Below are 26418 nucleotides of genomic sequence, written 5' to 3' on the forward strand. Positions count from 1 at the left end.
TTGCCGCCAGACGCTCGACGGTTGTGGGAATGCGAAGTATCGTTCTGGCATCTGCTAGATGAGGTCGATTTCGAGTTCCGCGTCCTGCGGCTCATCGGGGATGGCGTCCTCGTCAGTCATCGGCGTGAACAGAAGCGCCATTAACTCTTCGCCCGTGACGTCTTCGACCGGGGCTTGGCGCCAAACCGCCTCACTTTCAGTCACAACCAGTTCCAGGTCGGTTCGGCCGACCTCTCCGCCGTCTTCGTCCGTGCCGATGACACTGATCTCATAGATGTGATCGCGGTCGAGATCCCAGACCTCATCGAACGAAGGTTGAAACCACGACTTCGACGTTACGATTCCGGTCGCACTGTCGATGTCGAAGATGTCCGCATCCTGGCCCGCAAGGCCGTAGAGCAACCCTTGTGTGCCGCCGCTGCCATCAACGCTTTGGAGGCCCGCGCTGGCGTCTTCTGGTACGCTCTCGGCGGGTGCCTCGTCGCTGTCCGGAGTTGCCGCCTGCCAGACGGCGTCGGTTTCGGACACCACCAGTTCCAGATCAGAGCGGCTGACCTGGGTTCCGCTGGCGTCCGAGCCGATCACCGAAACCTCGTAGACGTGATCGCGGTCCGTGTCCCAGACTTCATCGAATGCGGGTGTAAACCACTGTTTGTAGCTGACGTCGCCTGTATCCTGATCGACGTCGAATATGCTGGCGTCCGCCCCCTCAAGCGAAAACTGTGGGCCGCTGTCGGTGCCACCGTCCTCTGGCCCGTCCTCTGCCGGGTCAGTGCCCTCACCCTCGGGAGGCAGGTTATCGTCGGGTCCACCGTCGGGTGTATCGTCCGCACCGGCCTCTCGCCAGAGAGCGCCGGAGCGTGTGACCACGAGTTCCAGATCGCTGCGGCTGATCTCGGCGCCGCTGGCGTCCGAGCCGAGGACGGAGACTTCGTAGATGTGATCGCCGTTCGTGTCCCAGACCTGATCGTAGGATGGTGTGAACCAATCCATGTTGCTGATCGCACCGGTATCGGGATCGACGATGAAATGCCCCGCATCCGGGCCTTCGAGTCGGAACAGTCCGGTGTCGGGCCCGTCTTCGACTGTGCCGTCGTCAACTACGTCATCGCCGCCGCTGTGGTTTCCGCCGGCGTCGGTGCCATCGTTCGGTGTATCTTCTATGATCGTCGCCGACAGGGTACCGCTCAACCCCATGTCTTCGGCGACCAGCGGGTCCTGCGACAGGATCGTGACGACGAGTGTGCCACCCGTAACATCTAGGTTCAGCGTGGTCGCGTCTTGTTGGATGGTCATCACCGCCGAGACGGCGTCGGCGGTGTCGTATCCGGCGAGCTGTGAAAGATCGATCAGATCCGCAGCACCGTTTGCGCCGAAGTCGGTGATCTGCAAGTGCCCCGGAACATCCTGCAGGATAAAGACATCATCGCCATCACCGCCGGTCACCACATCGCTGTCCCCGCCGCCGGCCAGGGTGTCGTCCCCCTCGCCGCCGTGCAGCACATCATTGCCGGTGCCGCCAAACAACGTGTCATCGCCAACACCGGAATTCAGCGTGTCGTTGCCTGCGCCCCCTTCCGCATAAAACGCGAACCCCGCAGAGGCGCCATCGACAAAATCGTTTCCCGCGTCCATGTAGATGCTGTCGGACCCTTCCAGCACACCGATAAAGGCAAGATCGTTGCCATCACCCCCGTGGATTTCATCATCGCCCTGGCTGCCGGCCAGCGTATCGTTGCCTGCGCCGCCGAAAACGGTGTCGGTGCCGATGCTGCCGATAAGGTGGTCGTCGCCTTCGCGGCCATAAATCAGATCATCTCCGTCACGGCCAAACACATGGTCGTTGCCCGTGCCCGTATCGATCACATCATTGCCGTAGAGGCCTTCAATCTCGTCATCACCGTCGCCGCCCAGCAAGGTGTCGTCGCCGTGGCCCCCGCGAAGGGTGTCATTGCCCGCCCCGCCGACAAGCGAATCGGCGCCATCCGCTCCGACAAGGGAGTCGTCACCATCGAGGCCAAAGATGGTATCCGCAGCGTCCGTTCCCGTCAGAAAATCCGCCCCATGCGTTCCTGTGACCGATCCATCTGGTTCTACGGGCATTGTTCCATCCTTACATGCTGCGCCCGATCAGGCGCGTCGGCAATTTGCTAGCACAGAGCGGCGTCCAAGTTCGAAAAAAGTGCCCAGAACCGCGTTTTCGTAAGTTTCTGATGAATTCCCGGCAACGGTGGGTACGCAATATCGTCGTGCCAAAGAGACTATTCACGCGTTGGATACAATTAATAATTTGCATGGCTTCTCGGCAAACCGGCCGGTTGGTTGATTCGTTTTAGAGGTATGCTGTTGGCCCACGAGCTACTTTGCGTATGGTGCCAAGGGTGGCGCATGGTCTGAACCGATCCGCAGGGCTGGCTGCGGTCAGCCGTCCGCACTCAGATCAAAAATTTCGCCGGGAAAATATTTGGCAAGCCGCACATCCGCCGCGCGGGCGTGCCCCTCCATGCCTTCGAGCCGCGAAATCCGTGCCGTCGCTTGCGCCACTTCGCGCGATCCCTTGCGCGTGGCACGCTGCCAAGTGACGACTTTCATGTATTTGTGTACGCTCAGCCCCCCCGTATACCGCGCGGCACCCGATGTCGGCAGCACATGGTTCGTGCCCGTGGCCTTGTCGCCGTAGGATACGGTCGTCTCCTCGCCCAGAAACAGGGAGCCGTAGCACGTCAGCCGACCGAGCCACCATTCCAGATCCTGCGCCTGAACAGTCAGATGTTCCGGGGCATAGTCGTCCGAGCAGGCGGCCATGGCCTCGCGGTCCGCGCACAGGATCACTTCGGCATAGTCGCGCCACGCGACGAAAGCATTCGCGCGGTTCAACTCCGGCAAGTCAGCAATCAGATCCGGCACCAGCTTCATCACCGTCTCGGCAAGCGCGCGGTCGTCCGTGACCAGCCACACCGGTGAATTATAGCCGTGCTCGGCTTGGCTGACCAGATCGGTCGCCACGATGAACGGGTCCGCCGTGGCGTCGGCCAGAATGAGACTGTCGGTCGGGCCGGCGATCATGTCGATGCCGACGCGCCCGAACAGGATTCGCTTGGCTTCGGCCACGAACTGGTTCCCGGGGCCGACCAGGATATTCGATTGCGGCAACCCGAACAGACCGAAAGCCATGGCCGCGACACCCTGCACCCCGCCCATCGCCATGATCCGGTCTGCCCCTGCAATATGCGCGGCATAGACGACCGCCGGATTGACACCGACATCCGCACGCGGCGGCGAACAGGCCGTGATATGACCGCAGCCCGCTACTTTTGCGGTCGTGACCGTCATCACAGCCGACGCGATATGGCTGTAGCGCCCCCCAGGAACATAACAGCCCGCTGCATCCACCGGTATTACCTTCTGCCCCGCGTAGAGGCCCGGCGCGATCTCGAGTTCCACCTCCGACAGCGTTGCCTTTTGCGCCTGCGCGAACCGCTCGATATTCGCGTGGGCATAGCGGATGTCCGCCTTTAGTTTTTCAGGGACGGCGGCGCTTGCCGCCTCGATGTCCTCCGACGTCAACAGAACGTTGCCATCGTAGTTGTCCAGTCTCCGCGCGTATTCGAGCGCGACTGCATCACCGCCCGCCTCGATCTCAGTCAGTATTTTCTTGACGGTGCCATGCGTTTCACCCGCGTCGGAGGTGGCGGTAAGGATCGCTTTCTTGAGATAGTCGCGCGTCATCCAGGGTTGTCCTTATCATCGAGATCCAGCGTACCGCCCACGGGAACCGGCACAGCCGACCTCTGGGATCAGGGGCGGACACAGGCGGCATCCGGATCCGCACCGCCCGGTAACGCCTTGATACGCCATAAACACGCTGCCGCAGAACAAAAAAAATGCGCTGGCATGGGTTTTCCACCTAATCCAGCCATAGTCGGAAAGCGACCTTGCCCTCGTCCGCACTTAAACGCAGAACGCGGCACCCTTTCGGGCGCCGCGCCATGTATTCGGTCCGTGTCTGAAGATCAGCGCAAAACAGAGCGATGCAGATCGAATCGATCCAGTTCCATCACCTTGGTCCACGCATCCACAAAGCGCTGCACGAACAGCGGTCCGGCTTCGTCTGTCGCATAGACCTCTGACAGCGCGCGAAGCTGCGAGTTGGAGCCAAAGACCAGATCGGCCCGTGTGCCCGTCCGCTTGACCTCGCCGGTCTTGCGGTCGGTTGCCTCGAAAATATCCCCAGTATCGGTCACGGCCTTCCAGATGATGCCCATTTCCATCAGCGCCTTGAAGAAGTCGTTGCTGAGCGTGCCGGGTTTGTCGGTCCAGACGCCATGCTTGGTGCCTTCGTAGTTGGCACCAAGCACCCGCAAGCCACCGACCAGAACGGTCATTTCGGGGGCTGTCAGGGTCAGAAGCTGCGCGCGATCGACCAGAAGCTCTTCGGCAGACAGTTTGAATTCACGCGGTTGGTAGTTGCGGAACCCGTCGATTGCCGGTTGAAGAACGTTGATCGACTCCACGTCCGTCTGCTCCTGCGTTGCGTCGCCACGGCCTGGCGTGAACGGGACTTCGATATCATGACCACCGGCTTTTGCCGCTGCTTCAACCGCTGCCGACCCCGCGAGCACGATCATGTCGGCCATCGAAATCGCCTTGTCGCCCGCGCCCTCGTTGAACGCCGTCCGGATGGCGTCGAGCGAGTCGAGCACCTTGGCCAGCTGTTCGGGCTGGTTAACCTCCCAGTCCTTCATTGGTGCCAGACGGATGCGCGCACCGTTGGCCCCGCCCCGCTTGTCGGACCCGCGAAAGGTGGATGCCGACGCCCAGGCAGTCGAGACGAGTTCAGCCGTGCTCAACCCACTGTCGAGGATCTTCGCCTTGAGCCCGGCGATGTCACTTGCCTCTACCAGTTTGTGCTCCGGTGTCGGGATCGGATCCTGCCATACCAGTTCTTCGTCCGGCACTTCCTTGCCCAGATAGCGGGTGCTTGGCCCCATGTCGCGGTGCGTCAGCTTGAACCACGCGCGCGCGAAGGCATCCGCGAAAAGATCGGGATTGGCGTGGAATTTCTTGGAAATCTCCAGATACGCCGGATCTTCGCGCATCGCCATATCGGCGGTGGTCATCATCGGCTGGTGCGCGCGACCGGGATCATATGCATCCGGCACCGTGCCTGCCATCGCATCGCCCTTTGGCTTCCACTGTTTGGCTCCTGCAGGCGATTCCGTCAGCTCCCATTCGGTGCCGAGCAATGTGTCGAAATAGGACATGTCCCACTTCGTCGGTGTCGGGGTCCATGCGCCCTCGATCCCGGAGGTAATTGCGTCCGCACCGACACCGGTTCCGTGCGACGACAGCCAGCCAAACCCCTGTGCCTCGATCGGTGCCGCTTCGGGCTCGGCACCTACAAGGCCGGCATCGCCCGCGCCATGCGCCTTGCCGAAGGTGTGACCGCCCGCAACGAGCGCCACGGTTTCCTCGTCGTTCATCGCCATGCGCGCAAATGTATCGCGCACGTCACGACCCGAGGCCAGCGGATCGGGGTTGCCGTCCGGTCCTTCGGGATTGACATAGATCAGACCCATCTGCACAGCAGCCAGCGGGTTTTCCAGCGCACGGTCGCCGGTGTACCGGCTATTCTTGCCGCCGCTGACTTCAAGCCACTCGTCCTCGGACCCCCAGTAGATGTCTTCCTCGGGTTCCCAGATGTCCTCGCGACCGCCGGCGAAACCAAACGTCTCGAACCCCATATCCTCAAGCGCGCAATTGCCCGTGAGGATCATCAGGTCTGCCCACGAAATCTTGTTGCCGTACTTCTGCTTGATCGGCCACAGTAAGCGCCGCGCCTTGTCGAGGTTGCCGTTGTCGGGCCAGGAATTGAGCGGGGCAAACCGTTGTGTGCCTGACGACGATCCGCCGCGCCCGTCCGCTGTGCGGTAGGTGCCCGCCGAGTGCCAGGCCATGCGCACGAAAAACGGGCCGTAGTGACCGTAGTCCGCAGGCCACCAGTCTTTGCTATCCTTCATCAAAGCGTAGATGTCGCTTTTCACCGCGTCCAGGTCGAGTTGTTCGAACACTTCGGCATAGGTGAATTCACCGCGCATCGGGTCAGAGGCGGGCTGGTTCTGGTGCAGCATCCTGAGGTTGAGCTGGTTCGGCCACCAGTCCCGGTTGGACCGCGCGCAGTTGGTGCTTTGTCTATGCGCGCCGTGTCCCATCACCGGGCACTTGTCGATATCGGATCCGTCCATTGCTGTATCCCTTTCGGTCGTGTGAATGTCGATGCGGCGAAGCGTTGTTTAGAATCGCTCCAAGGTATGAACGCGCTTATAGCAACATCCGGTGATACCTTTAAGTTTAATCTCCCTATGAGTGTGATAGGTTCTTCTTATGATCAATTTCACCCTCAAACAGCTCCGCTATTTCGAGGCGGTTGCCCGCCACTGCCATTTCGGACGCGCCGCCGCAGCCTGTGCAATCTCCCAACCCGCGCTTTCCTCGCAGATCAAGGAGCTTGAATCGGCGCTGGGGCTGCAACTCTTCGAGCGCGGCGCGCGGCAGGTACGGCTGACGCCCTTCGGCGTGCAGTTCCGCGACCGTGTGCGCGGGATCCTGCGCGATACGGAGGCTCTTGCCGAAATGGCGCGCAGTGCGCGCGATCCGCTCGTCGGGCGGCTCAGGGTCGGGATCATCCCAACCATCGCGCCTTACCTGCTGCCCGGTGTCATAGGTCATATTACGGCCGCACATCCGGACATCGACCTGATGGTGCGCGAAACCATGACCCACAGGCTGATCGAGGAGTTGGGTGACGGCAGGCTGGATTGCGCCATCGTCGCCCTGCCCGTGTCGGAACCATCGCTGACCGAAGTCGCGCTGTTCGACGAAGCGATGGTATTGGTGCGTCCCGCCGCAGATGCGCAGCGCCCTGTGCCGTCGGTGGCCGCGCTTGGCCAGATGAAGCTGCTGCTGCTTGAAGAGGGCCACTGCTTTCGCGATCAGGCGCTTTCCTTTTGCAATCTGCGCAACACGCTGCCCCGCGAAGGGCTGGACGGCAGTTCGCTGACGACGCTTGTGCAGATGGTCGGCGCGGGCATCGGTGTGACGTTGATACCGGAGATGGCTGTGCCCGTGGAAACCCGCTCGGCCACTGTGTCGATCGCGCGGCTGGCCCCTCCGTTCCCCAAACGCACCGTCGGCATGGTCTGGCGCAAGACTTCGGCGCTCGGGCCCCATCTCGACGTGATCGCCCAGCACGTCCGTGATGCAGCCGCCGCACACCCCGCTTTTGCGCAGGCAGGATCCGACCCGGAATAAATGCCCGGCGCACGGGTTACACCGTGACCCCAGCCATCGGCAAAGGCCGCGGTGCTGTCTGCGACCGGGCACCATGCCTTCTGGTTCAACAAACAAATCAAAACCGCTGCTTCGTCAGTCAGCCGCCTCGCGCGCGGCATCGGACGCCAGACCCATTTGCGGCAGAAGCGACACACCGCGATCAGTCTCCTGTCGCTTGACGGTAGCCACCATATGCTGGCGCAGATCACATTCGACATCCCACCCATCCAGCGGATTAGGCACCTGCACGCCATAGCGCATCATCAGCCACCCCGGCGGCCAGCCTGAGGCGGATCGCCTTCATCGGTGATTTCCTTTTTGGACCGCTGCGACCGGGAAGGGCACGCAAAGCGCCCTTCCCCTGCATTCTTCAGTCTTTGTCAAGCAGGACATCCCCGTAGAGTTCACGCAGCTTGTTCTTCTGCACCTTGCCCGTCGATCCGATGGGCAATTCATCGACAAAGATCACCTTGTCCGGTGTTTGCCAGCTTTCCACCTTGCCCTCGTAAAACGCGAGTAGCTCGTCCTCGGTCACGTCATCGGACTTGATGGCCACGACCACCGGGCGCTCGTCCCATTTGGCGTGATGGGCGGCAATCGCTGCGGCATTGGCGATAGCGGGATGCGAAATCGCGATGTTCTCCAACGTTACTGTCGAAATCCATTCGCCGCCCGACTTGATGATGTCCTTGGAACGGTCGCGGATGACCATGAAGCCTTCTTCGTCGATGGTCGCCACATCGCCGGTGTCGAACCACCCATCCATGGTCAGCGCCGATGTATCCTTGCCAAAATAGGTGTCGATGACCCAATGGCCTTTGACCTGCAATTCGCCCTGTGTCTCGCCGTCATGCGGCAGCACCGTGCCGGCCTCGTCGACGATACGCAGATCGACGCCGTAGGGCGCGCGTCCCTGCCCCAGCCGCACCGCGGCCTGCTCCTCCTCGGACAGTTTGGTGTGACGCTGCAACAGCTGGTTGATCGATCCGAGCGGCGAGGTTTCGGTCATGCCCCAGGCATGGATCAGTTCGGTCCCGTATTCCGCGAACTGTGGAATCATCGACGGTGGCAACGCCGAGCCACCCACCACGGTACGCTTGAAGCTCGGAATCTTCGCACCCGTTTCTTTGAGAGCCGCGAGCAGCCCCATCCAGATCGTCGGCACGCCCAGCGCCAGCGTGGTGTCGGTGTCCTCGATCAGTTTCACAAGGCTCTTGCCGTCAAGGTTCGGCCCCGGCAGCACCAGCTTGCACCCCGTCCCGGCGGCGATATAGGGCACACCCCATGCGTTGACGTGGAACATCGGCACGACCGGCATTACCGTGTCCATCGCCGAGATGCCCAGGCCATCGGGCTGGTTGCCCGCCAACGAGTGCAGGACGGTAGAGCGGTGCGAATACAGCACCCCCTTCGGATCGCCCGTGGTGCCGGATGTATAGCACAGGCTGGAGGCCGCGTTCTCGTCCAGATCCGGCCAGGGCAGGTCCGCGTCACCGGTTTCAAGCAGTTCATCGTAGAACAGAATGCCCGGCAGCGCCTCGGCGGTTTCCTCGTCCCGCGGACCCATCAGGATAATGTGCTTGGTCTCTTTCAGCGCCGGCTTCAGCTTGGCCGCTGCCGCAACGAACGTCCCGTCGATGAACAGAACCTGATCCTTGGCGTCGTTGATCACATACACCATCTGCTCGGGACCCATGCGCGGATTAATCGTGTGGCACACCATACCGCCGCCTGCGACGCCGAAATAGATCTCCAGGTGGCGTCGGTTGTTCCACGCGATGGTCCCGCAGCGCGCGCCGTCCTCCAGACCCAGCTTGCGCAGCGCCGAGGCAAGGCGGTGCGCGTTGGCACCGACTTGGCCCCATGTCGAATGTTCAACGCCGCCCGCTGTTTCGACCGAGACGATCTCGCCTTGCGCGTGGAAGCGCGCCGCGTGATCCATCAGGCTGCCGATGGTCAGCGGCATGTGCATCATTTGTCCAAGCATTTCGTAATCTCCTGTTATTCTTACATTTACTCTGCGGCCATAGCAGTAAAGGCCGTGTTCTTGATCAGGTCCGCAGCGCATTCCGCAATCATTATCGTGGGCGCGCTGGTATTGCCGCTGGTGACGGTTGGCATGGCCGACGCATCGACGACACGCAGCCCCTGCATGCCGTGGACCGGTAGTTCGAAATCGACCACCGCCATTTCGTCCCTACCCATCTTGCAGGTGCAGACAGGGTGATAGATCGTGTCGGCATGGGCACGGATGACGGCCTCCCAGTCGCTGTCGGTCATACCCAGTTCAATATTTTGCCGTGGCCGGGCAGTACCGCGACCATGGCAGCGGGCGCGCGGTTCAGCAGATGGCTCCCCGCACCCCCTGCTTCGAGCAGACAGACGGAAATCGCGGAATCTTCGCTCAACCGCGCGGCAAGCGTTGCACCACCCGATCTGTCGCCGACAATAACGAAATCATACTCCATGCGTCCTCCAACGCTGTGCGCGGTCTGTCTACCGGCGCGTCCCCCTTGGCGGAAAATAAGCCAAAGATTGCGTCGAGTGTCCATGCCTATTGTGGAATATGCCGCGCACGTGACGTACCGTCGGCACGGACGCCCCGCCGCAGAGCGGAACTGAAAAAGGCCACGCGTGCGCGACGCAGCGTGGCCTCCCTGTCTGTCCGGGTATGTCAGCCGATGATGCCGTTGAGCGTCGCGGACGGGCGCATCACGGATTCGGTTTTCCCAGGATCGGTATGATAGTACCCGCCAAGATCGACAGCTTTTCCCTGCGCAGCTGCCAGTTCGGACAGGATCTTGTCCTCATTCTTCGTCAGGGCGTCGGCAATCGGCGCGAAGTGCTGGGCGAGATCCGGGTCGGCAGTCTGCGCCGCGAGTGCTTCGGCCCAGTAGCGGGCGAACCAGTAGTGGCTGTCGCGGTTGTCGGGCTCGCCGACCTTGCGCGACGGCGACCGACCGTGGTCCAGAATACCTTGCGTGGCGGCATCCACGGCCTCACCCAGCACACGGGCCTTTTCGTTGCCTTTGCTGTCGGCAAGGAAGGTCAGGCTTTCGCCCAGCGCGCAGAATTCGCCAAGGCTGTCCCAGCGCAGGTGATTTTGCTCCACCAGCTGTTGCACGTGCTTGGGTGCCGAGCCGCCCGCACCTGTCTCGAATAATCCGCCGCCGTTCATCAACTTGACGATGGACAGCATCTTGGCCGATGTCGCCAGCTCAAGGATCGGGAAAAGGTCGGTGAGATAGTCACGCAGCACGTTACCCGTGATCGCGATGGTGTTCTCGCCCTTCGTGATGGTCTCCAACGATGCACGCGTCGCCGCACGCGGGGCCATGATCTCGAATTTGTCGGACACGCCTTTGGCTTCGAGGATCGGCTTGACGTAAGCGATGAGCTCGGCGTCGTGGGCGCGATCAGCGTCAAGCCAGAAGATCGCCCGGCAGCCTTCGGCCTTCTGGCGGTCGATGGCAAGGTTCACCCAATCCTCGATCGGCGCCTTGCGCGCGGAGGCGGAGCGCCAGATGTCACCGGCATTGACCTTGTGCTCATGCAGGACGGTCCCGTCTTCGAGGATCATCTTGACGGTGCCAGCTTGCGGGATCTCGAACGTGGTCGGGTGAGAGCCGTATTCCTCGGCCTTCTGCGCCATCAAGCCCACGTTCTGCACGGTACCCGCCGTGGCGGGATCGAGCTTGCCGTTTTCCTTGAAGAATTTGATGCTTTCGTCATAGACTGGCGCATAGGAATTGTCGGGAATGACGCAGTTGGTGTCATGCTCCTTGCCATCGGGGCCCCAGCCCTTGCCTCCTGCCCGGATCAATGCGGGCATTGACGCGTCGATGATCACGTCGGACGAGACGTGCAGATTGGTGATGCCCTTGTCGGAATCGACCATATACATCGGCGGGCGCGCGTCCATGCAGGCCTTGATGTCGGCCATGATGTCGTCATTCCCTTTCACACGGGCCAGCAGATCGCCGAGGCCCGAATTCGGGTTCACGCCCAGATCGCGCATAGCGTCGCCGTGCTTGTCGAATACCGGCGCAAGATACGCCTTGACCGCGTGGCCAAAGATGATCGGGTCAGAGACCTTCATCATCGTGGCCTTCATGTGAAGTGAGAACAGCGTGCCTTCGTCCTTGGTCTTTTCGATCTCGTCTTTCAGGAATTCCTGCAAGGCTGCGGCATTCATGTAGGTGGCATCCACGACCGTTCCCGCAGGATAGCTGACCGCTTCTTTCAACACAGTCTCGCCATCGGCAGTCTCCAGAACGATCTTGGCGGTGATGTCCTTGTCCAACGTGGCGGAAACCTCGTTGGAAAAGAAGTCGCCCCCCGACATCGCCGACACTTCGGTCTTGCTGTCGGCGGACCAATCCCCCATGCGGTGCGGGTTTTTCTGTGCAAAGCTCTTTACGGGCTTCGCCGCGCGGCGGTCGGAGTTGCCTTCGCGCAGGACCGGATTCACAGCCGACCCCTTGATGCCGTCGTATTTCGCCCGCACCTCTTTTTCGGCGTCTGTTTCGGGTGCATCGGGATAGTCGGGCAATGCGAATCCCTGGGCCTGCAGCTCTTTGATGGCCGCGACAAGCTGTGGCACCGAGGCCGAGATGTTGGGCAGCTTGATGACGTTCGCATCCGCCGTTTTCACCAGACGCCCCAACTCGGCCAGATCGTCGGACTGGCGCTGTGCTTCGTTCAGGTGGTCGGGGAACGTGGCAAGGATGCGGCCGGCGAGGCTGATATCTTTCGTTCCGACGGACACCCCGGCGGCAGCGGCAAATTTCTGGATGATCGGCAGAAAGGAGGCAGACGCCAGTTCCGGCGCTTCGTCAACTTTGGTGTAGATGATATCAGACATAAGAAACTCCATCAGGATGCATTTTGCGTCTTCATAGCCGACCCATCCCCAAAGGTCGACAGTATACCTTCGCATACAAAGACGGATGCGGGACCAATCGAAATGGTTGGCACCACAGTTCAGGATGGCTGCGCGCTGATGGAAATGGAAGCCCCTTTTCCCCTTTGACGGCGTGTCCAGTTCGAGATGATGAACATGAACCGCCGTGAGGTAATCCATCTCGCGACGGATGCGACGCCTTGATGTCTAGTTGAAGTTGTTCGAAAAAACCGTGGTTCTGATGGACATTATCGAAGGTGCTCCCTGACCCCTCGGATGGCCTTTGTCTCGGTCAAGGAAATGGCGTCATGCCTGCAGACGGAAGGACGCATATCGCTCTACGGCATACAGTTGGCACATAATTTAGATACGCTGATGCCTGCCTACGTTTCCACGCTTGAAGCGATTTCCGACTTTCTGCAAGCGTCACCCGACAGCCGTGTCTTCGTCGTCGGACACACGGATATGACAGGCAGCACGGAGACGTCCGACTGGGACGCAAAGATCGTTCCGTTGTGACGTCCTGTGCTCCGGTTTCACGGCTTGATTAGCGATAGACCGCGGGCAGGACGGCGGACCAGATCGAACAGTACACGGGCCGTTTCCCGCTTGGGGGTCCGACTGGCCGCGCAGCACGTCCGGGACGGTCCAGATGTCGATCCCGGCCCCTCCGGGCCCCTGGGCGCGCACGGTGACAAACGCGACCTTTCCGGCGACGCGCATCTCGTCCACCACGAATTCCACCGGTGGCCCGAAGCTCCAATCGGCCCCGGGGCGGATCGCGTCAAGGATATCGACCCGCGTTTCACTTCCGCCAGTACGCCGATACTGTTCAGGTTACTCAGATCGAAGTCAACGACGGTATCGCTGCCGGAACAGGCCGACAGTCCACTACCGTCCGCACAATCATCTCGACCATATCGCGGACAGTTGCGTTAACCCGTCTTCCAGCTTCAGTTGTTCCAGCAGGCCTAGACATGTCGTCTGCTCGGCCAGCACCTCTGCGGTGATTGGCATCTTTGGCGCGATAAAAAGCAGATTGTGACTGAAAACGCGGAATTGTAAGTGGCCGCGTCAATCGGCCAGCTATCGCGACCAAGCTCTGCCGTGGTGATAGCATTTCGCCGCCCGGGTGATGTGGTCTTCGTACGCGGTACGTGCGCCGACCAGCGCGCCGGTCGGAGTGTTTTCGGAAAGTGAGCCGGGATCGGCCCGGACGCTGTATCTGACGAAGGAATAGACCCATCCACGACCTACTGCCATTTTGTAAGACCGGTCTGTTGAAAGTAACGGAGTTCCGGGCCGCGAAGACGCGGCACGAGGATACGGCCCGCAACAGGTGTGTGTATCGTCATGAACATAGGCGTCCCGTCACCTTGGCGTGAGTGACGCACCCGCCCCCTTGCCCAGCGCGGGCCACTGTCCCACCTTGGGGACTGATCAAGGAGAGAGCACATGCCCAGCAGGGAAATCACCTTCAAAGGCCACGACGGATCGGATCTAGCCGCGCGGCTGGACATGCCGGCGGGTCCGCATATGGCGACGGCTCTGTTCGCGCATTGCTTTACCTGCGGCAAGGACATCCCCGCCGCCCGCCGCATCGCCGGCCGCCTTGCGGCTCTGGGCATCGCTGTGCTGCGCTTCGATTTTACAGGGCTGGGCCATTCCGAGGGCGAATTTGCCAACACTTCCTTTTCAAGCAATGTCGAAGACATCGTCGCCGCTGCGGGGTGGCTTGCCGATGAGGGGATGGCGCCGTCACTCCTGATCGGTCACAGCCTTGGCGGCGCGGCAGTAATAAGGGCGACGGAGGAACTGGACGCGATCAAGGCTGTGGCAACCATCGGCGCACCGTTCGATCCGTCGCACGTGACCCGCCATTTCTCGGATGCGCTGCCGAAGATCGACGCCGAGGGGACGGCGCGGGTCTGTCTGGGCGGGCGCCCCTTCACCATCGGCAAGAGCTTTGTCAAGGACACCGGCAGCGCCGCTTTGGGGACTGCGCTGGGGCAGCTGCACGCCGCCCTTCTGGTATTGCATGCGCCCCGCGATGAGACCGTCGGGATCGACAGCGCCAGCCAGATCTTTCTGGCGGCGCGGCATCCCAAGAGCTTTGTCTCGCTCGACGATGCCGATCATCTGATCAGCCGCCCCGAAGACGCGGAATACGCCGCCGAAGTCATTGCCACATGGGCTGCACGGTACCTCGACCGCCGGCCTCCCGCGCCGCCTGCGGGTGTGCCCGAAGGCATCGTGCGCGTGTCCGAGGCCGACCGCGAGGGGTTCTTGCAGGACGTGACGTCGGGCAGCCATCTGCACCTTCTGGCGGACGAGCCTCTGGCCTATGGCGGTACCGACCGCGGCATGTCGCCCTACGGTTTTCTGGCCGCCGGTCTGGGGGCCTGCACGTCGATGACGATCCGGATGTACGCGCGCAAGAAGAAATGGCCGCTCGATCATGTGCGTGTGGACGTCAGCCACCAGAAGGTACATGCACAGGATGCCGCAGTCGCAAGCACCGAAAAGATCGACCGCTTTCTTCGCCGCATCGTGCTGGACGGCCCCGCGCTGAAGCCCGAGCAGCGCGCGCGCCTGCTGGAGATCGCGGACAAATGCCCCGTGCACCGCACGCTGGAGCGGACCTCGCATATCGAGACCGAATTGGAGGACTGAACCGCGCGCCCTGTGACGGCTTGTTTCCGGGACGCGCAGGCGGTATTGCGCGCCTTATCCTTGCCCCAGCACAAAAGGCCTGCCGATGATCCCTCGTTATTCCCGTCCCGATATGGTCGCCATCTGGTCACCCGAACAGAAATTTCGCATCTGGTACGAGATCGAGGCACACGCCTGCGATGCGATGGCCGATATCGGCGTGATCCCGCGCGAGAACGCCGAGGCCGTGTGGAAGGCCAAGGACGTGAAGTTCGATGTGGCGCGGATCGACGAGATCGAGGCGGTGACGAAACACGACGTGATCGCGTTTCTGACCCATCTGGCCGAGCATGTCGGCGCCAACGAGGCCCGCTTCGTGCATCAGGGGATGACATCCTCTGACGTGCTCGACACCTGTTTCAACGTGCAATTGACCCGCGCCGCCGATCTGCTGATCGCGGATCTGGAGGGGCTGCTTGCCGCGCTCAAGCGTCGCGCGTTGGAACACAAGGACACCGTTCGGATCGGACGCAGCCACGGCATCCACGCAGAGCCGACGACGATGGGCCTGACCTTCGCGCGCTTCTACGCCGAGATGGACCGCAACCTGCGCCGCCTGAAAACCGCGCGCGCCGAAATTGCCACCGGGGCCATTTCGGGTGCCGTCGGCACCTTCGCCAACATCGATCCCGCGGTCGAGGAACATGTCTGCGAAAAGCTGGGTCTGTTCCCCGAGCCGATCAGTACGCAGGTTATTCCACGCGACCGGCATGCCGCCTTCTTTGCGGCCCTCGGCGTCGTCGGCTCCTCGATCGAGAATATCGCGACGGAAATCCGTCACATGCAGCGCACTGAGGTGCTGGAGGCCGAGGAGTTCTTCTCCGCCGGTCAGAAAGGCTCCTCCGCGATGCCGCACAAACGCAATCCCGTGCTGACCGAAAACCTCACCGGTCTGGCACGGCTGGTGCGCATGGCAGTCATCCCTGCGATGGAGAACGTAGCCCTTTGGCACGAGCGCGACATTTCGCACTCCTCCGTCGAGCGCAACATCGGGCCGGACACGACGATCACGCTCAATTTCGCACTGGTGCGCCTGACGAACGTAATCGACAAGCTGGTGATCTACCCCGACAACATGCTGGCCAACATGAACAAATTCCGGGGCCTGGTGATGAGCCAGCGGGTGCTGTTGGCGCTGACACAGGCAGGCGTGAGCCGCGAGGACAGCTATAAGCTGGTGCAGCGCAACGCGATGAAGGTATGGGAAGAAGGCAAGGATTTCAAAACCGAACTTCTGGCCGACGCGGATGTTCTTGCCGCGTTGAGCGCCGAAGAGATTGAGGAGAAATTCGATCTGGGGTATCATACCAAGCATGTGGATACGATATTCAAGCGTGTCTTCGGTGACTGAAACGCGATCGGTCAGCGTGCGCGACATACATCATGCGCATCGGGCGACGTGTTCATGGCACCCGATGTGCAATTCATTTGAATTGTCGCGAACCTGCGTTACACTTTACCTTACGTCTTAAAGGAGTAAGTAAAATGAAACTGAAGATCGCATTTTCCACCGCCGCCCTGATCCTTGCGCCCCAGTTTGCCCTTGCGGCAGGATGCAGTCACTCGAAGCAGGTCATGTCCTGTTCCGAAGGATCCGTCTATGACGCCGCAAGCCAAAGCTGCGTTGCCACCACGACCTGACCGTCGGCAGCGCGCCACGCAAGAATACTGCCGCGCGGGGGAATGTGATACGTTCCCGCGCGCATTTCATTTTAAGGGTTGGGTTTTTCTGCGGTCCAGCGGCAATCGGGGCGACAGCTTTCAATCCTTCTTCATCATTTCAGGCGATACCTGTCGCATTCTCTGACAGGAACCCGATTGCCATGAACGACATGACCACGCTGCCCGTGACCACCGCCTCGAAGGCCGTCGGCCGGATAATTCCCAACCCCACATTGAGCAAGCGCGCGAAAGCGGCGATCGTTGTGCGTTTGTTGATCAACGAAGGCGCGGACATTCCTTTGGAGGAGTTGCCCGCAGAGCTTCAGGCGCAGCTGACACATCAGATGGGCGCGATGCGGGTGGTCGACAGGGTGACACTGGCGTCGGTGGTCGAAGAGTTCACAGAGGCGCTCGAATCGATCGGCCTGTCGTTTCCGGGCGGCATCGCGGGCGCCCTGGACGCGCTTGACGGCCGGATCAGCCGCGACACCGCCGCGCGGTTGCGCAAAGAGGCCGGCGTGCGCGCAGCAGGCGATCCGTGGAAACGACTTCTGGCGCTGTCTCCCACAGATCTGCAACAGATCGTGGAGCAGGAAAGCACCGAGGTTGCCGCTGTTTTGCTCTCAAAGCTGGACGTTCAGGTAGCAGCGGCACTTCTGGGGCGCATGTCGGGCTCCGAAGCGCGCCGCATCACCTATGCGATATCGCTGACAGGCGATGTCACGCCCGCTGCCGTCGACCGGATCGGCCTGTCGCTCGCGGCCCAGCTTGATGCGCAGCCGATCCCGGCGTTCGGAACTGCCGCGGCGCAACGCCTCGGTGCCATTCTCAATTCGTCCTCGACGCCGACCCGCGACACGGTGATGACCGGCCTCGAAGAAAGCGACAGCGTGCTGGCCGATGCCGTACGCAAGGCGATTTTCACGTTCGGCAACATCCCTGAGCGGGTGGAGCCGCGCGACATCCCGCGTGTGCTGCGTGAAGTGGACCAGAGCACCGTCGTCACCGCGCTGACGGGTGCCGAGGCGGCCGGGTTTGCCGATGCGCGCGACTTCATTCTCGACAATATGTCGGGCCGGATGGCGGACCAGCTGCGCGAAGAGATCGCGGAAACCGGCAAGGTCAAGGCATCCGACTGCGACGCCGCGATGACGACGATCGTCGCCGCAATCCGCGGAATGGAGGACAGCGGCACACTCGTCCTCGTCGTTAAGGAGGAAGAGGAGGAAGATTAAGCCCCTCTTGTTGACCGAACGCGCACCGACTATGACACTACCGACCACTGCATGACCGGAGCCGTATGTCCGCAGACCGTCCAAAGAAACAGGGGCGTGCCCGTAAAATAGGTCACTACCTCAGCAATCTCGTTATTGTCGGCCTCATCCGCCTTGCCCTCCTGATGCCCTACAGGATGCGTGTTCGCGCCATGGGAACGATCGTGGAGCGGGTGGTCGGACCACTGGCAGGCTACCGCAGGCGCGCGCTCGACAACCTCGATTTGATTTGGCCCGACCTGCCCGCGCAAAGACGCATGGATATCGCCCGCCGGTGCCTCAACAACGTCGGACGCACCTTCATCGAGAACTATTCCGCACACGACTTTCCCGAGAGAATGGCCCGAAATACCCCCGTCGGTCCCGGCGTGCGCGCGCTTGAGGATGCTGCGGCGCAAGGGCAGCCGGTGGTGCTGGTTACCGGTCATTTCGGCAACTACGAGGCGACGCGCGCGGCGCTTGTCGCGCGCGGCTATAACATCGGCGGTCTGTACCGCGACATGAAGAACCCCTATTTCAACGCGCATTACGTCAAGACGATGGAGGCTTTCGGCGGGCCGGTCTTTCCGCAGGGGCGCAAAGGAACCGCTGGTTTTGTCCGGCACCTCAAAGACGGCGGGCAGCTTGTTCTGCTTTTTGACCAGCATGTTTTCCGCGCGCCTGTGTTCGACTTTCTGGGCAAACCTGCGCACACGGCCCTCTCCGCCGCCGAACTCGCATTGCGCTATGATGCTCTGCTGATCCCATTCTATGGTGTGCGTCAGGCCGACGGGCTGACGTTCGAGACGGTGCTCGAAGCACCCGTGCCCCATTCCGATGCGATGCAGATGACGCAGGCGATCACAGACAGCCTTGCCGCGCGCGTGCGCGACACGCCGGAGCAGTGGTTCTGGGTTCACCGTCGCTGGCGGCCGCAGCCGGACGCCTGATCAGTCGAGTTGCGCGGCAGCGACGATTCGGCCCGCCGTTCCCGACTGGATCAACACCACGACGGGCGACGAACCGCTGATCGGCGTCTCAAGGCGCAAAGGTGCGGTGCCGTCCCACGTTCCCAAGACGGTCCAGTCTTTCGCAATATTGCGATAGGCGATCGTCTTGCCGGTGTTCTCGCCACGGGTAATCTCCGTGGTTTCCTCCGGGATCAGACGCAGCATCTGAACGCTCATCTCGCCCAGCCCGTCCGTCAGGTTTTTCGCGTCGATCACCAGCGTACGGTCCGTGCGGGTGATATCAAGATCGACCTCTACGGGCTGCATCTTGTGCTCGGCGATCGCCTTGGACAGCTTCATTGGCTTGGAACCCACGATATCGGTCTGTCCGTTGACGATCATCTCGGGGGTATAGACGGACCGGCGCCCGGCCTTGTGCGCATAGGCACGTTGCCGGACCGCATGGGCGGGATCGCCGAATTTGTCCTTCCAGCCAATGTAATCCCAGTAATCGACATGCAGTGCGATGCAGATCACATCGTCGCGTTCTTGCAACTGTGCCAGCATCGCATCGGCGGGTGGGCAGCTTGAACAGCCTTGAGAAGTGAATAGCTCGACAACCACGGGACGCTGTTCGGCGGAGACGGGCACCGTGAAAACGGCAACCATACAGCACGCAGTGGTGGCAAGGGCGATCAATTTCCGGCGCATCTGATTCCTATCGCAAACTGTGCACATACCCTACCTAAGGAGGACGCGATGTAATGACCAATCAAGGTTTCGAGAGAGCCCGCGAATGGCGCGGATCTGTGACGGAAATGAGGGACTTTCAGTGTACAATGGTATACAATTATAGGTATGTAGGTTGAAAAGATGCTCGCTATGCGTCATCTAGGCGCTAATATCGTCCTGTAGCAAATCCCACATCCGGAGCCACATATGACAATCATCGTCGGTCAAGACACTTCGAAGACCCGCAAGACCTTAACCGCGGGCGACCAGTCCGTTGCTTATTACTCGATCCCTGCGGCGCAGGAAGCGGGATTGGGCGATTTCTCGAATCTGCCTGCGGCGCTCAAGGTCGTGCTGGAGAACATGCTGCGCTTTGAGGACGGCAAGACCGTGACGGTCGACGACATCAAGGCATTTGCCGAATGGGGTGCCAAGGGCGGCAAGAACCCGCGCGAGATCGCCTACCGCCCTGCCCGCGTGCTGATGCAGGATTTCACCGGCGTGCCTGCCGTGGTTGACTTGGCGGCCATGCGCGACGGGCTGGTGGCACTCGGGGGCGACGCCGACAAGATCAATCCGCTCAACCCCGTCGATCTGGTCATCGACCACTCGGTCATGATCGACGAGTTCGGCAATCCGCGTGCCTTCCAGATGAACGTGGACCGCGAATACGAGCGCAACATCGAACGCTATACCTTCCTCAAGTGGGGCCAGAAGGCATTTAACAACTTCCGCGTCGTGCCCCCCGGCACCGGCATTTGCCACCAGGTCAACCTGGAATACCTTGCACAGACCGTCTGGACCGACACAGACCAGAACGGTGATGAAGTCGCCTACCCCGACACGCTGGTCGGCACCGACAGCCACACCACCATGGTCAATGGCATGGCGGTACTGGGCTGGGGCGTCGGCGGGATCGAGGCCGAAGCCGCGATGCTGGGCCAGCCGATCTCGATGCTAATCCCCGAAGTCGTCGGTTTTGAGCTGACCGGCCAGATGATGGAAGGCACCACCGGCACCGATCTGGTGCTTAAAGTGGTCGAGATGCTGCGCGAAAAAGGCGTGGTCAACAAATTCGTCGAATTCTACGGCAAGGGTCTGGACAAGCTGCCCCTTGCGGACCGCGCGACCATCGCCAACATGGCGCCCGAATACGGTGCCACCTGCGGCTTTTTCCCAATTGACAATGAAACCCTGCGCTACATGCGCACCACGGGCCGCGACGAAGACCGCATCGCATTGGTCGAAGCCTATGCCAAGGAAAACGGCATGTGGCGCGACGCGGATTACGCACCTATTTATACCGACACGCTGTCGCTCGATATGGGCACCATCGTTCCGGCGATTTCCGGGCCTAAACGTCCACAAGACTATATTGCGCTGACATCCGCGCACACCGCTTTTGCCGAATACGTCAAAGGCGTGCGTGCGGGCAAGGATGCGTCGGCCAACCAGGAAATTCGGTGGGAAGGCGAAGGCGGACAACCCGAACCACAAGATATCCCCGGCGACGAAGGTAACCACAAACGCGGTTACGTGGCGACGGATGACGGCCACTACCAGTTGCATGACGGCTCCATCGTGATCGCCTCGATCACGTCGTGCACCAACACATCCAACCCCTATGTCATGATCGGCGCGGGTCTTGTGGCGCGCAAGGCACGCGAGCTGGGCTTGACGCGCAAGCCTTGGGTCAAGACGTCTTTGGCACCCGGCAGTCAGGTGGTGAGCGCCTATCTCGAAGCGGCAGGGCTGCAGGACGATCTTGATGCGATCGGTTTCAATCTCGTCGGCTACGGCTGCACCACCTGCATCGGCAACTCGGGACCGCTGGAGCCCGAAATCAGCAAGGCGATCAACGACTACGATCTGATCGGCACTTCGGTTCTGTCCGGCAACCGCAACTTCGAAGGCCGCATCTCGCCCGATGTGCGTGCCAACTATCTGGCTTCGCCACCGCTGGTCGTGGCCTATGCCTTGGTGGGTGACATGAACGTTGATCTGGCGAACGGCGTGTTGGGCCAGGACAAGAATGGCAACGACGTTTATCTCAAGGACATCTGGCCTTCGACCCAGGAAATCGCGGAGCTGGTCGAAAAGACAGTGACGCGTGAGAGCTTTCAGGAGAAATACGCAGACGTGTTCAAGGGCGATGAGAAATGGCAAGCCGTCGAAACCACGGATGCCAAGACCTACGACTGGCCGCCACAGTCCACCTATGTCCAGAACCCTCCCTATTTCCAGAACATGTCGCCCGAACCGGGCACGATCCACAACATCGAGGGTGCCAAGGTTCTGGCAGTGCTGGGCGACATGATCACGACCGATCACATCTCGCCGGCCGGATCGTTCAAGGAAAGCACACCTGCCGGTCAGTATCTGGTGGAGCGTCAGGTGCCGGTGCGCGAATTCAACTCCTACGGCTCGCGCCGCGGCAACCACGAGGTCATGATGCGCGGCACCTTCGCCAACATCCGCATCAAGAACGAGATGCTGGATGGCGTTGAAGGCGGCTATACCAAAGGACCCGACGGCGAACAGATGTCGATCTTCGATGCGGCGATGAAGCATCAGGAAAACAACACACCGCTGGTGATCTTCGGCGGCGAGCAATACGGCGCGGGCTCCTCGCGCGACTGGGCGGCCAAGGGCACCGCACTGTTGGGGGTCAAGGCAGTAATTGCCGAGAACTTCGAGCGGATTCACCGCTCAAACCTTGTCGGCATGGGGGTTATCCCGTTCGAGTTCACAAAGGGCGACACACGCAAGACACTGGGCCTGACAGGCGAAGAGACTGTGTCGATCTCCGGTCTGGATACGATCAAACCGTTGCAGGAAGTGCCGTGCAAGATCACGATGGCGGACGGTACGGTGAAGGAGATCTTGATCAAATGCCGTATCGATACGGCGATCGAGATTGAGTACATTGAACACGGTGGCGTTCTGCACTACGTCCTGCGCGATCTGGCGCACAACGATAAAGTCGCTGCCGAATAACCACGACCGGTCGACCAATTCAAAGGCCCCCGCCGCACCTCGCAGCGGGGGCCTTTTGCGTTAAGCTCATGGGCAAAGGAGAAGGCCATGCAACCTGTCGCCCTGATTACTGGCGGTGCGCGCGGCATCGGACGCGCGATTGCCAGCCATTTCGCCTCCGATCACGACGTCGCGATCACCTGGCACAGCACCAGACCGGACGCCCTGCTGGCAGACCATCCCGACATTCTGGCAGTTCAGGCAAATCTGGGATCAGACGCGTTTGCTGCCCCCGTCGTCGCGCAGGTCATCGCGCATTTCGGTCGGCTCGACGTGATCGTGAACAATGCCGGCGCCATCGAGATGGACGATGGCGACACCGCTCTCAACCATGCGGTGAACGTCGCCGCGCCGATGGCACTGCTTCGCGCGGCGCTTGGGCATCTGCGGTCGGGCAGCAGCGTAGTCAACATCTCGTCGGTCAACGCCCGGTTCCCGGCTCTCGGGGCTGCGTCCTATTCCGCGAGCAAGGGCGCGCTGGACACCTGGACCCGCGCAATGGCACGCGAACTGGGCCCGCGCGGTATCCGCGTGAACGGCGTGGCGCCCGGAGCAGTGGAGCGCCGCGAGAGTCCGCGCCCGGCTGAGCTGATCAAGGCATTCACCGCAATGACGTCGCTGGGCCGGGTCGCCACGCCCGAGGATATCGCACCGGTGGTGCATTTCCTCGCCTCGCCCGCCGCAGGGTGGATCACCGGCGAGACGATCGGCGTGTCGGGCGGTTACCGGCTTTAGCGGGTGGCGAGATCCTCGCGCGCCTTTTCCAACGCGGGCAGGAAGCGCTGCGCATAATCGCTGCCGACCAACGGCCCGGCAAAGCGGTACAGAACGGTGCCGTCGGCCCCTAGAATAAAGGTCTCCGGCGGTGCAGTCACACCCCAGTCAATCGCCGTGCGGCCCTGCGGGTCAAAGCCGACGCCGGCAAAAGGATTGTCATCGTCGCGCAGATATTTCGTCGCGGCGGATTCAGTGTCTTTGAAATTGATGCCGACGATCTGGGTACCGGCCGCTTCCAGCTGCAGCAGCGTCGGATGCTCCGCGCGGCACGGTGGGCACCAGCTCGCCCAGAAGTTCACCAGCGTCACATCGCCGGTTGCAAGCATCGCATCGGTCGCCGGGGGAAAGCTGCTCAGCTGCTTTTCGGGCACGCCGGGTGCGGGTTGCCCGATCAGCGTCGACGGCAGCCCCTCTGGGTCTTCACGAAACATGCCCACAGCGGCAAGCCCCACGAAGGCCGCAAAGATCAGCGGCGGTGCAATCATCAGCGGATTAACTCTTGCCATCGGGTCTCGCCTCCGCCTCGATCTGTCTGAGTGCCGCCCGCGCGCGCCGCCCGCGCCGCAGCGTAACCGCCAGCAGTGCCACGATCAGCAACAGCGAAAGGCCGTAGGCGCTGAGCACCTCGAACGCGTATTTCCCCAACTCCGGCATCATCCGCGCGGCTCCAGCCGGGCGCTGATCGCGCGCGCGCGGCGCAGCGAAATCTCGGTGCCGGTGCGGTAGAGCACCAGCGCGAGAAACAGCAGTGTGAAACCGGCGATCGAAATGATAAGCGGCAGCCAGAACACGTTCGAGATATTCTCTTCCTTGTCGAGGCTGAGCGACGCGCCTTGGTGCAATCCCTGGCTCCAGAACAGAACGGCATACCGCGACAGAAGCGCGAACACCGATCCCACGAGGCACAGCACCGATGTAAGATCAGCGGCGGTATCGGGGTCCTCAACCGCCTCCCAAAGTGCGATATAGCCGAGATAGAACAGGAACAAGATCAGGAACGATGTCAGCCGTGGGTCCCACGCCCACCATGTGCCCCACATCGGCTGCCCCCAGATCGCACCGGTCAGCAGGCCGATTACCGTCATCACCAAGCCGACGGGGGCTGCGGCCTTGGCGGCAAGCGCGCTGACGTGATGACGCCGCACGAGCCAGACCAGCGACGCGAGCAGCATCATGATCCACGCATTGATCGCGATCCATGCGGCAGGCACATGCAGATAGATGATCTTGACGGTCGAACCTTGCCGGAAGTCATCCGGCGTGCCGAAGAACCCCCAGAGCAGACCGACGAGAATGCCGATCGCCGCCGCCGCCCATGCAAAGGGCTGCACCTTGGCGCTCAGGGCCAGAAACCTGACCGGGTTTGCATATTCCCAAATCGACATATGTCGCTTCTAACCCTCCCCTCGGGCGGCCACAATCGCAAACCGGACACTCACCGCAATGTCATCCTGAGTGCGGCGGCGGCAGCAAAAGGCAGCAGGGCGATGCAGGCAAGGCTCATCCCCGCAAGCACGAACAACGGTGTCTCGACGGCCATGCCCGCCGCCCCGCGCCGGGCGGCCTCGGCCCCGAAAATGAGCGTTGGCACGTAAAGCGGCAGGACCAGCAAGGACAGCAGCAGCCCGCCCCGCTTGATCCCGACGGTCAGCGCCGCGCCGAAGGTGCCAATCATCGACAGCGCCGGTGTGCCAAGCGCCAGCGAGATCACCAGCCACGCGAACCCCTGCGGCGGCATGTTCAGCAAGACGGCAAGGAACGGCGCCGCGATCACCAAAGGCAGGCCCGTGGTAATCCAGTGGGCAAGCCCCTTCACCGCCAGAGCCGCCTCAAGCGGTAGCGGTGCCGTGGCAAGCACGTCAAGTGTACCGTCCTCGAAATCGAGCGCCAGCAGGCGGTCAAGTGACAGCAGGCACGCCAGCAAGGCGCCCATCCACAACACCCCCGGCGCAATCGTCGACAAGAGCTGCGATTGCGGCCCCACGCTGAACGGCACCAGAAGCGTGATGATCAGGAAAAACGCAAGCCCAAGTCCAAAACCGCCCCCCGCGCGCAGTGCCAGCCGCAGATCGCGGATCAGCAAGGCGATCACAGGAACGCCTCATCGCTGGCACCCAGCAGATCGTCGGGTAACGACGCCCAGCTCGATATGTCGCAGACCCGCGCGTCCAGCCCCAGATCGATGTGCGTCGCCAGCAGTGCCATGCCACCCTGCGCCAGATGCGCGCGGACCGCAGCGGCAAACAGGGTCACGGCATGGCTGTCGAGAGATACGGTAGGTTCATCCAAAATCCAGATGGGCCGTCCCGTCACCAGCAACCGCGCCAGACCCGCACGCCGCTTTTGCCCTGCCGACAATGTACCGGCCAGCCGGTCGCGCAGCGGTCCCAGCGCGTAGGCATCAAGGCCGCCCGCGATATCGGACCGACCATAGACCCGCGCCCAGAACGACAGGTTTTCAGCCACGCTCAGCATTGCCTTGAGCCCGTCCGCATGCCCCGCATAGGCCACCGCATCAGTCGCGCCGTCGATGCTGCCGCTGAGCGCGGGCTGCAGACCAGCCACCGTGCGCAACAGCGTCGTCTTACCGGCGCCGTTGGGACCGCGCAGGATCATCGCTTCGCCCGGATTCAGTGCGAAACTCACACCGCTCAGCACCGGCACGCCCCCGCGTGCGACGGCCACGTCTGCAAGGGTCAGGCGCATGTCAGATCGGCAACATCGCGAGGGCGATCCGCCGCCCTTCGCTGAGCAAGATGTTATAGGTGCGCGCCGCTGCGGGAGAGGCCATAGGTTCAACCCCCACCCCCGCCGATTCAAGCTTTGTACGCAGCCCGTCGGGAAGATGGGAAATTTCGGCCCCGGTCCCGATAAAGATCACATCCGTGTGGCCCGCAAGCTCAAGCAGCGGCTCAAGGTCGTCGAACCCGCCCCATGTACGGGTACCGGTGGGCGCGGCGATCACCGGCCCGTTGATGACCTGCCCGCCGATGCGGAAAAACCCCGGCCCATAGCCCTCGACAGGTTTGGCATCATTGAAAACGATCTCGTTGAGGCGCAT

The 26418-nt window shown here is 61.6% G+C and carries 23 protein-coding genes and 1 pseudogene; 9 read left to right on the forward strand and 15 right to left on the reverse strand.

The annotated features are described in order from the left end of the window. Nucleotides 1-54: 54 nt before the first annotated feature. The 3 genes from Q1A06_RS05810 to katG form a co-directional block, all read right to left on the reverse strand. On the reverse strand, nucleotides 55-2103 hold the full coding sequence (locus Q1A06_RS05810; protein ID WP_299559888.1) for a calcium-binding protein: 2049 nt from the start codon (nucleotides 2101-2103) through the stop codon (nucleotides 55-57). Between the two features lie 318 nt (nucleotides 2104-2421). Next, nucleotides 2422-3729, reverse strand: a complete 1308-nt coding sequence (gene hisD, locus Q1A06_RS05815; RefSeq protein WP_299559892.1) for a histidinol dehydrogenase — start codon at nucleotides 3727-3729, stop codon at nucleotides 2422-2424. Between the two features lie 284 nt (nucleotides 3730-4013). Then, nucleotides 4014-6245 (reverse strand): catalase/peroxidase HPI, encoded by a 2232-nt coding sequence (gene katG, locus Q1A06_RS05820; protein WP_299559895.1) that lies wholly within the window; start codon nucleotides 6243-6245, stop codon nucleotides 4014-4016. A 139-nt stretch (nucleotides 6246-6384) separates the two neighbouring features. Here katG and Q1A06_RS05825 point away from each other — a divergent pair, with 139 nt between their 5' ends. After that, entirely contained in the window at nucleotides 6385-7311 is a 927-nt protein-coding gene (locus Q1A06_RS05825; RefSeq protein ID WP_299559898.1) for a hydrogen peroxide-inducible genes activator, read from the forward strand. Nucleotides 7312-7425: 114 nt separating this feature from the next. On the opposite strand, the gene Q1A06_RS05830 is transcribed toward Q1A06_RS05825, so the two are convergent. The 5 genes and pseudogenes from Q1A06_RS05830 to Q1A06_RS05850 form a co-directional block, all read right to left on the reverse strand. Continuing rightward, a complete protein-coding gene (locus Q1A06_RS05830) occupies nucleotides 7426-7596 on the reverse strand; it encodes a hypothetical protein (RefSeq protein WP_299559901.1) in 171 nt (56 codons plus the stop codon). A 106-nt stretch (nucleotides 7597-7702) separates the two neighbouring features. Continuing rightward, nucleotides 7703-9319, reverse strand: a complete 1617-nt coding sequence (locus Q1A06_RS05835; RefSeq protein ID WP_299559904.1) for a long-chain-fatty-acid--CoA ligase — start codon at nucleotides 9317-9319, stop codon at nucleotides 7703-7705. Between the two features lie 26 nt (nucleotides 9320-9345). Continuing rightward, nucleotides 9346-9585 (reverse strand): annotated as a pseudogene (locus Q1A06_RS05840) (GMC oxidoreductase); the annotation flags it as partial. Between the two features lie 23 nt (nucleotides 9586-9608). Continuing rightward, on the reverse strand, nucleotides 9609-9800 hold the full coding sequence (locus Q1A06_RS05845) for a GMC family oxidoreductase N-terminal domain-containing protein (RefSeq protein ID WP_299559907.1): 192 nt from the start codon (nucleotides 9798-9800) through the stop codon (nucleotides 9609-9611). Nucleotides 9801-10006: 206 nt separating this feature from the next. Further along, nucleotides 10007-12196, reverse strand: coding sequence for an NADP-dependent isocitrate dehydrogenase (locus Q1A06_RS05850; protein ID WP_299559910.1), 2190 nt, complete (start codon nucleotides 12194-12196; stop codon nucleotides 10007-10009). Between the two features lie 339 nt (nucleotides 12197-12535). Here Q1A06_RS05850 and Q1A06_RS05855 point away from each other — a divergent pair, with 339 nt between their 5' ends. The 6 genes from Q1A06_RS05855 (at nucleotide 12536) to Q1A06_RS05880 (ending at nucleotide 18812) form a co-directional block, all read left to right on the forward strand. Beyond that, on the forward strand, nucleotides 12536-12754 hold the full coding sequence (locus Q1A06_RS05855; RefSeq protein ID WP_299559913.1) for a hypothetical protein: 219 nt from the start codon (nucleotides 12536-12538) through the stop codon (nucleotides 12752-12754). Between the two features lie 936 nt (nucleotides 12755-13690). After that, complete coding sequence (locus tag Q1A06_RS05860) at nucleotides 13691-14908, forward strand: bifunctional alpha/beta hydrolase/OsmC family protein (RefSeq protein ID WP_299559916.1); 1218 nt, start codon at nucleotides 13691-13693, stop codon at nucleotides 14906-14908. 85 nt (nucleotides 14909-14993) lie between these two features. Then, nucleotides 14994-16298: an adenylosuccinate lyase gene (gene purB, locus Q1A06_RS05865; RefSeq protein ID WP_299559919.1), complete on the forward strand. Its 1305-nt coding sequence runs from the start codon at nucleotides 14994-14996 to the stop codon at nucleotides 16296-16298. A gap of 134 nt (nucleotides 16299-16432) precedes the next feature. Continuing rightward, nucleotides 16433-16588 carry a hypothetical protein gene (locus tag Q1A06_RS05870; protein WP_299559922.1) on the forward strand — a complete coding sequence of 52 codons (156 nt, stop codon included), beginning with the start codon at nucleotides 16433-16435 and terminating at the stop codon, nucleotides 16586-16588. 182 nt (nucleotides 16589-16770) lie between these two features. After that, nucleotides 16771-17844: a FliG C-terminal domain-containing protein gene (locus Q1A06_RS05875; protein ID WP_366523500.1), complete on the forward strand. Its 1074-nt coding sequence runs from the start codon at nucleotides 16771-16773 to the stop codon at nucleotides 17842-17844. A gap of 65 nt (nucleotides 17845-17909) precedes the next feature. Beyond that, nucleotides 17910-18812, forward strand: coding sequence for a lysophospholipid acyltransferase family protein (locus tag Q1A06_RS05880; protein ID WP_299559925.1), 903 nt, complete (start codon nucleotides 17910-17912; stop codon nucleotides 18810-18812). On the opposite strand, the gene Q1A06_RS05885 is transcribed toward Q1A06_RS05880, so the two are convergent. Beyond that, a complete protein-coding gene (locus tag Q1A06_RS05885; RefSeq protein WP_299559928.1) occupies nucleotides 18813-19523 on the reverse strand; it encodes a thioredoxin family protein in 711 nt (236 codons plus the stop codon). A gap of 228 nt (nucleotides 19524-19751) precedes the next feature. Between Q1A06_RS05885 and acnA the strand changes: the two genes are divergently transcribed. Continuing rightward, complete coding sequence (gene acnA / locus Q1A06_RS05890) at nucleotides 19752-22541, forward strand: aconitate hydratase AcnA (protein WP_299559931.1); 2790 nt, start codon at nucleotides 19752-19754, stop codon at nucleotides 22539-22541. An 87-nt stretch (nucleotides 22542-22628) separates the two neighbouring features. Further along, nucleotides 22629-23315 carry an SDR family oxidoreductase gene (locus Q1A06_RS05895; RefSeq protein WP_299559934.1) on the forward strand — a complete coding sequence of 229 codons (687 nt, stop codon included), beginning with the start codon at nucleotides 22629-22631 and terminating at the stop codon, nucleotides 23313-23315. On the opposite strand, the gene Q1A06_RS05900 is transcribed toward Q1A06_RS05895, so the two are convergent. The 6 genes from Q1A06_RS05900 to Q1A06_RS05925 are packed head-to-tail and all read right to left on the reverse strand — an operon-like array spanning nucleotide 23312 to nucleotide 26418. Continuing rightward, complete coding sequence (locus tag Q1A06_RS05900; RefSeq protein ID WP_299559937.1) at nucleotides 23312-23863, reverse strand: DsbE family thiol:disulfide interchange protein; 552 nt, start codon at nucleotides 23861-23863, stop codon at nucleotides 23312-23314. The genes Q1A06_RS05895 and Q1A06_RS05900 overlap by 4 nt on opposite strands. Continuing rightward, on the reverse strand, nucleotides 23850-24011 hold the full coding sequence (ccmD, locus tag Q1A06_RS05905; RefSeq protein WP_299560570.1) for a heme exporter protein CcmD: 162 nt from the start codon (nucleotides 24009-24011) through the stop codon (nucleotides 23850-23852). The genes Q1A06_RS05900 and ccmD overlap by 14 nt, the downstream gene beginning before the upstream one ends. Further along, nucleotides 24011-24742, reverse strand: coding sequence for a heme ABC transporter permease (locus Q1A06_RS05910; RefSeq protein ID WP_299559940.1), 732 nt, complete (start codon nucleotides 24740-24742; stop codon nucleotides 24011-24013). Before Q1A06_RS05910 ends, ccmD begins: the two co-directional genes overlap by 1 nt. A gap of 50 nt (nucleotides 24743-24792) precedes the next feature. Continuing rightward, nucleotides 24793-25449 carry a heme exporter protein CcmB gene (ccmB, locus tag Q1A06_RS05915; protein ID WP_299559943.1) on the reverse strand — a complete coding sequence of 219 codons (657 nt, stop codon included), beginning with the start codon at nucleotides 25447-25449 and terminating at the stop codon, nucleotides 24793-24795. After that, nucleotides 25446-26063: a heme ABC exporter ATP-binding protein CcmA gene (gene ccmA, locus Q1A06_RS05920; RefSeq protein ID WP_299559946.1), complete on the reverse strand. Its 618-nt coding sequence runs from the start codon at nucleotides 26061-26063 to the stop codon at nucleotides 25446-25448. The genes ccmB and ccmA overlap by 4 nt, the downstream gene beginning before the upstream one ends. Nucleotide 26064: 1 nt before the next feature. Next, nucleotides 26065-26418, reverse strand: coding sequence for an Mth938-like domain-containing protein (locus Q1A06_RS05925; RefSeq protein ID WP_299559949.1), 354 nt, complete (start codon nucleotides 26416-26418; stop codon nucleotides 26065-26067).

Source organism: uncultured Sulfitobacter sp. (assembly GCF_947497275.1).
Taxonomy (GTDB): Bacteria; Pseudomonadota; Alphaproteobacteria; order Rhodobacterales; family Rhodobacteraceae; genus Sulfitobacter.

Coding starts and splice junctions, on each gene's coding strand:
- Q1A06_RS05810 (WP_299559888.1), bottom strand. CDS start 2,103: ATGCCCGTAGAACCAGATGGATCGGTCACAGGAACGCATGGGGCGGAT.
- hisD (WP_299559892.1), bottom strand. CDS start 3,729: ATGACGCGCGACTATCTCAAGAAAGCGATCCTTACCGCCACCTCCGAC.
- katG (WP_299559895.1), bottom strand. CDS start 6,245: ATGGACGGATCCGATATCGACAAGTGCCCGGTGATGGGACACGGCGCG.
- Q1A06_RS05825 (WP_299559898.1), top strand. CDS start 6,385: ATGATCAATTTCACCCTCAAACAGCTCCGCTATTTCGAGGCGGTTGCC.
- Q1A06_RS05830 (WP_299559901.1), bottom strand. CDS start 7,596: ATGATGCGCTATGGCGTGCAGGTGCCTAATCCGCTGGATGGGTGGGAT.
- Q1A06_RS05835 (WP_299559904.1), bottom strand. CDS start 9,319: ATGCTTGGACAAATGATGCACATGCCGCTGACCATCGGCAGCCTGATG.
- Q1A06_RS05845 (WP_299559907.1), bottom strand. CDS start 9,800: ATGGAGTATGATTTCGTTATTGTCGGCGACAGATCGGGTGGTGCAACG.
- Q1A06_RS05850 (WP_299559910.1), bottom strand. CDS start 12,196: ATGTCTGATATCATCTACACCAAAGTTGACGAAGCGCCGGAACTGGCG.
- Q1A06_RS05855 (WP_299559913.1), top strand. CDS start 12,536: ATGGCGTCATGCCTGCAGACGGAAGGACGCATATCGCTCTACGGCATA.
- Q1A06_RS05860 (WP_299559916.1), top strand. CDS start 13,691: ATGCCCAGCAGGGAAATCACCTTCAAAGGCCACGACGGATCGGATCTA.
- purB (WP_299559919.1), top strand. CDS start 14,994: ATGATCCCTCGTTATTCCCGTCCCGATATGGTCGCCATCTGGTCACCC.
- Q1A06_RS05870 (WP_299559922.1), top strand. CDS start 16,433: ATGAAACTGAAGATCGCATTTTCCACCGCCGCCCTGATCCTTGCGCCC.
- Q1A06_RS05875 (WP_366523500.1), top strand. CDS start 16,771: ATGAACGACATGACCACGCTGCCCGTGACCACCGCCTCGAAGGCCGTC.
- Q1A06_RS05880 (WP_299559925.1), top strand. CDS start 17,910: ATGTCCGCAGACCGTCCAAAGAAACAGGGGCGTGCCCGTAAAATAGGT.
- Q1A06_RS05885 (WP_299559928.1), bottom strand. CDS start 19,523: ATGCGCCGGAAATTGATCGCCCTTGCCACCACTGCGTGCTGTATGGTT.
- acnA (WP_299559931.1), top strand. CDS start 19,752: ATGACAATCATCGTCGGTCAAGACACTTCGAAGACCCGCAAGACCTTA.
- Q1A06_RS05895 (WP_299559934.1), top strand. CDS start 22,629: ATGCAACCTGTCGCCCTGATTACTGGCGGTGCGCGCGGCATCGGACGC.
- Q1A06_RS05900 (WP_299559937.1), bottom strand. CDS start 23,863: ATGGCAAGAGTTAATCCGCTGATGATTGCACCGCCGCTGATCTTTGCG.
- ccmD (WP_299560570.1), bottom strand. CDS start 24,011: ATGCCGGAGTTGGGGAAATACGCGTTCGAGGTGCTCAGCGCCTACGGC.
- Q1A06_RS05910 (WP_299559940.1), bottom strand. CDS start 24,742: ATGTCGATTTGGGAATATGCAAACCCGGTCAGGTTTCTGGCCCTGAGC.
- ccmA (WP_299559946.1), bottom strand. CDS start 26,063: ATGCGCCTGACCCTTGCAGACGTGGCCGTCGCACGCGGGGGCGTGCCG.
- Q1A06_RS05925 (WP_299559949.1), bottom strand. CDS start 26,418: ATGCGCCTCAACGAGATCGTTTTCAATGATGCCAAACCTGTCGAGGGC.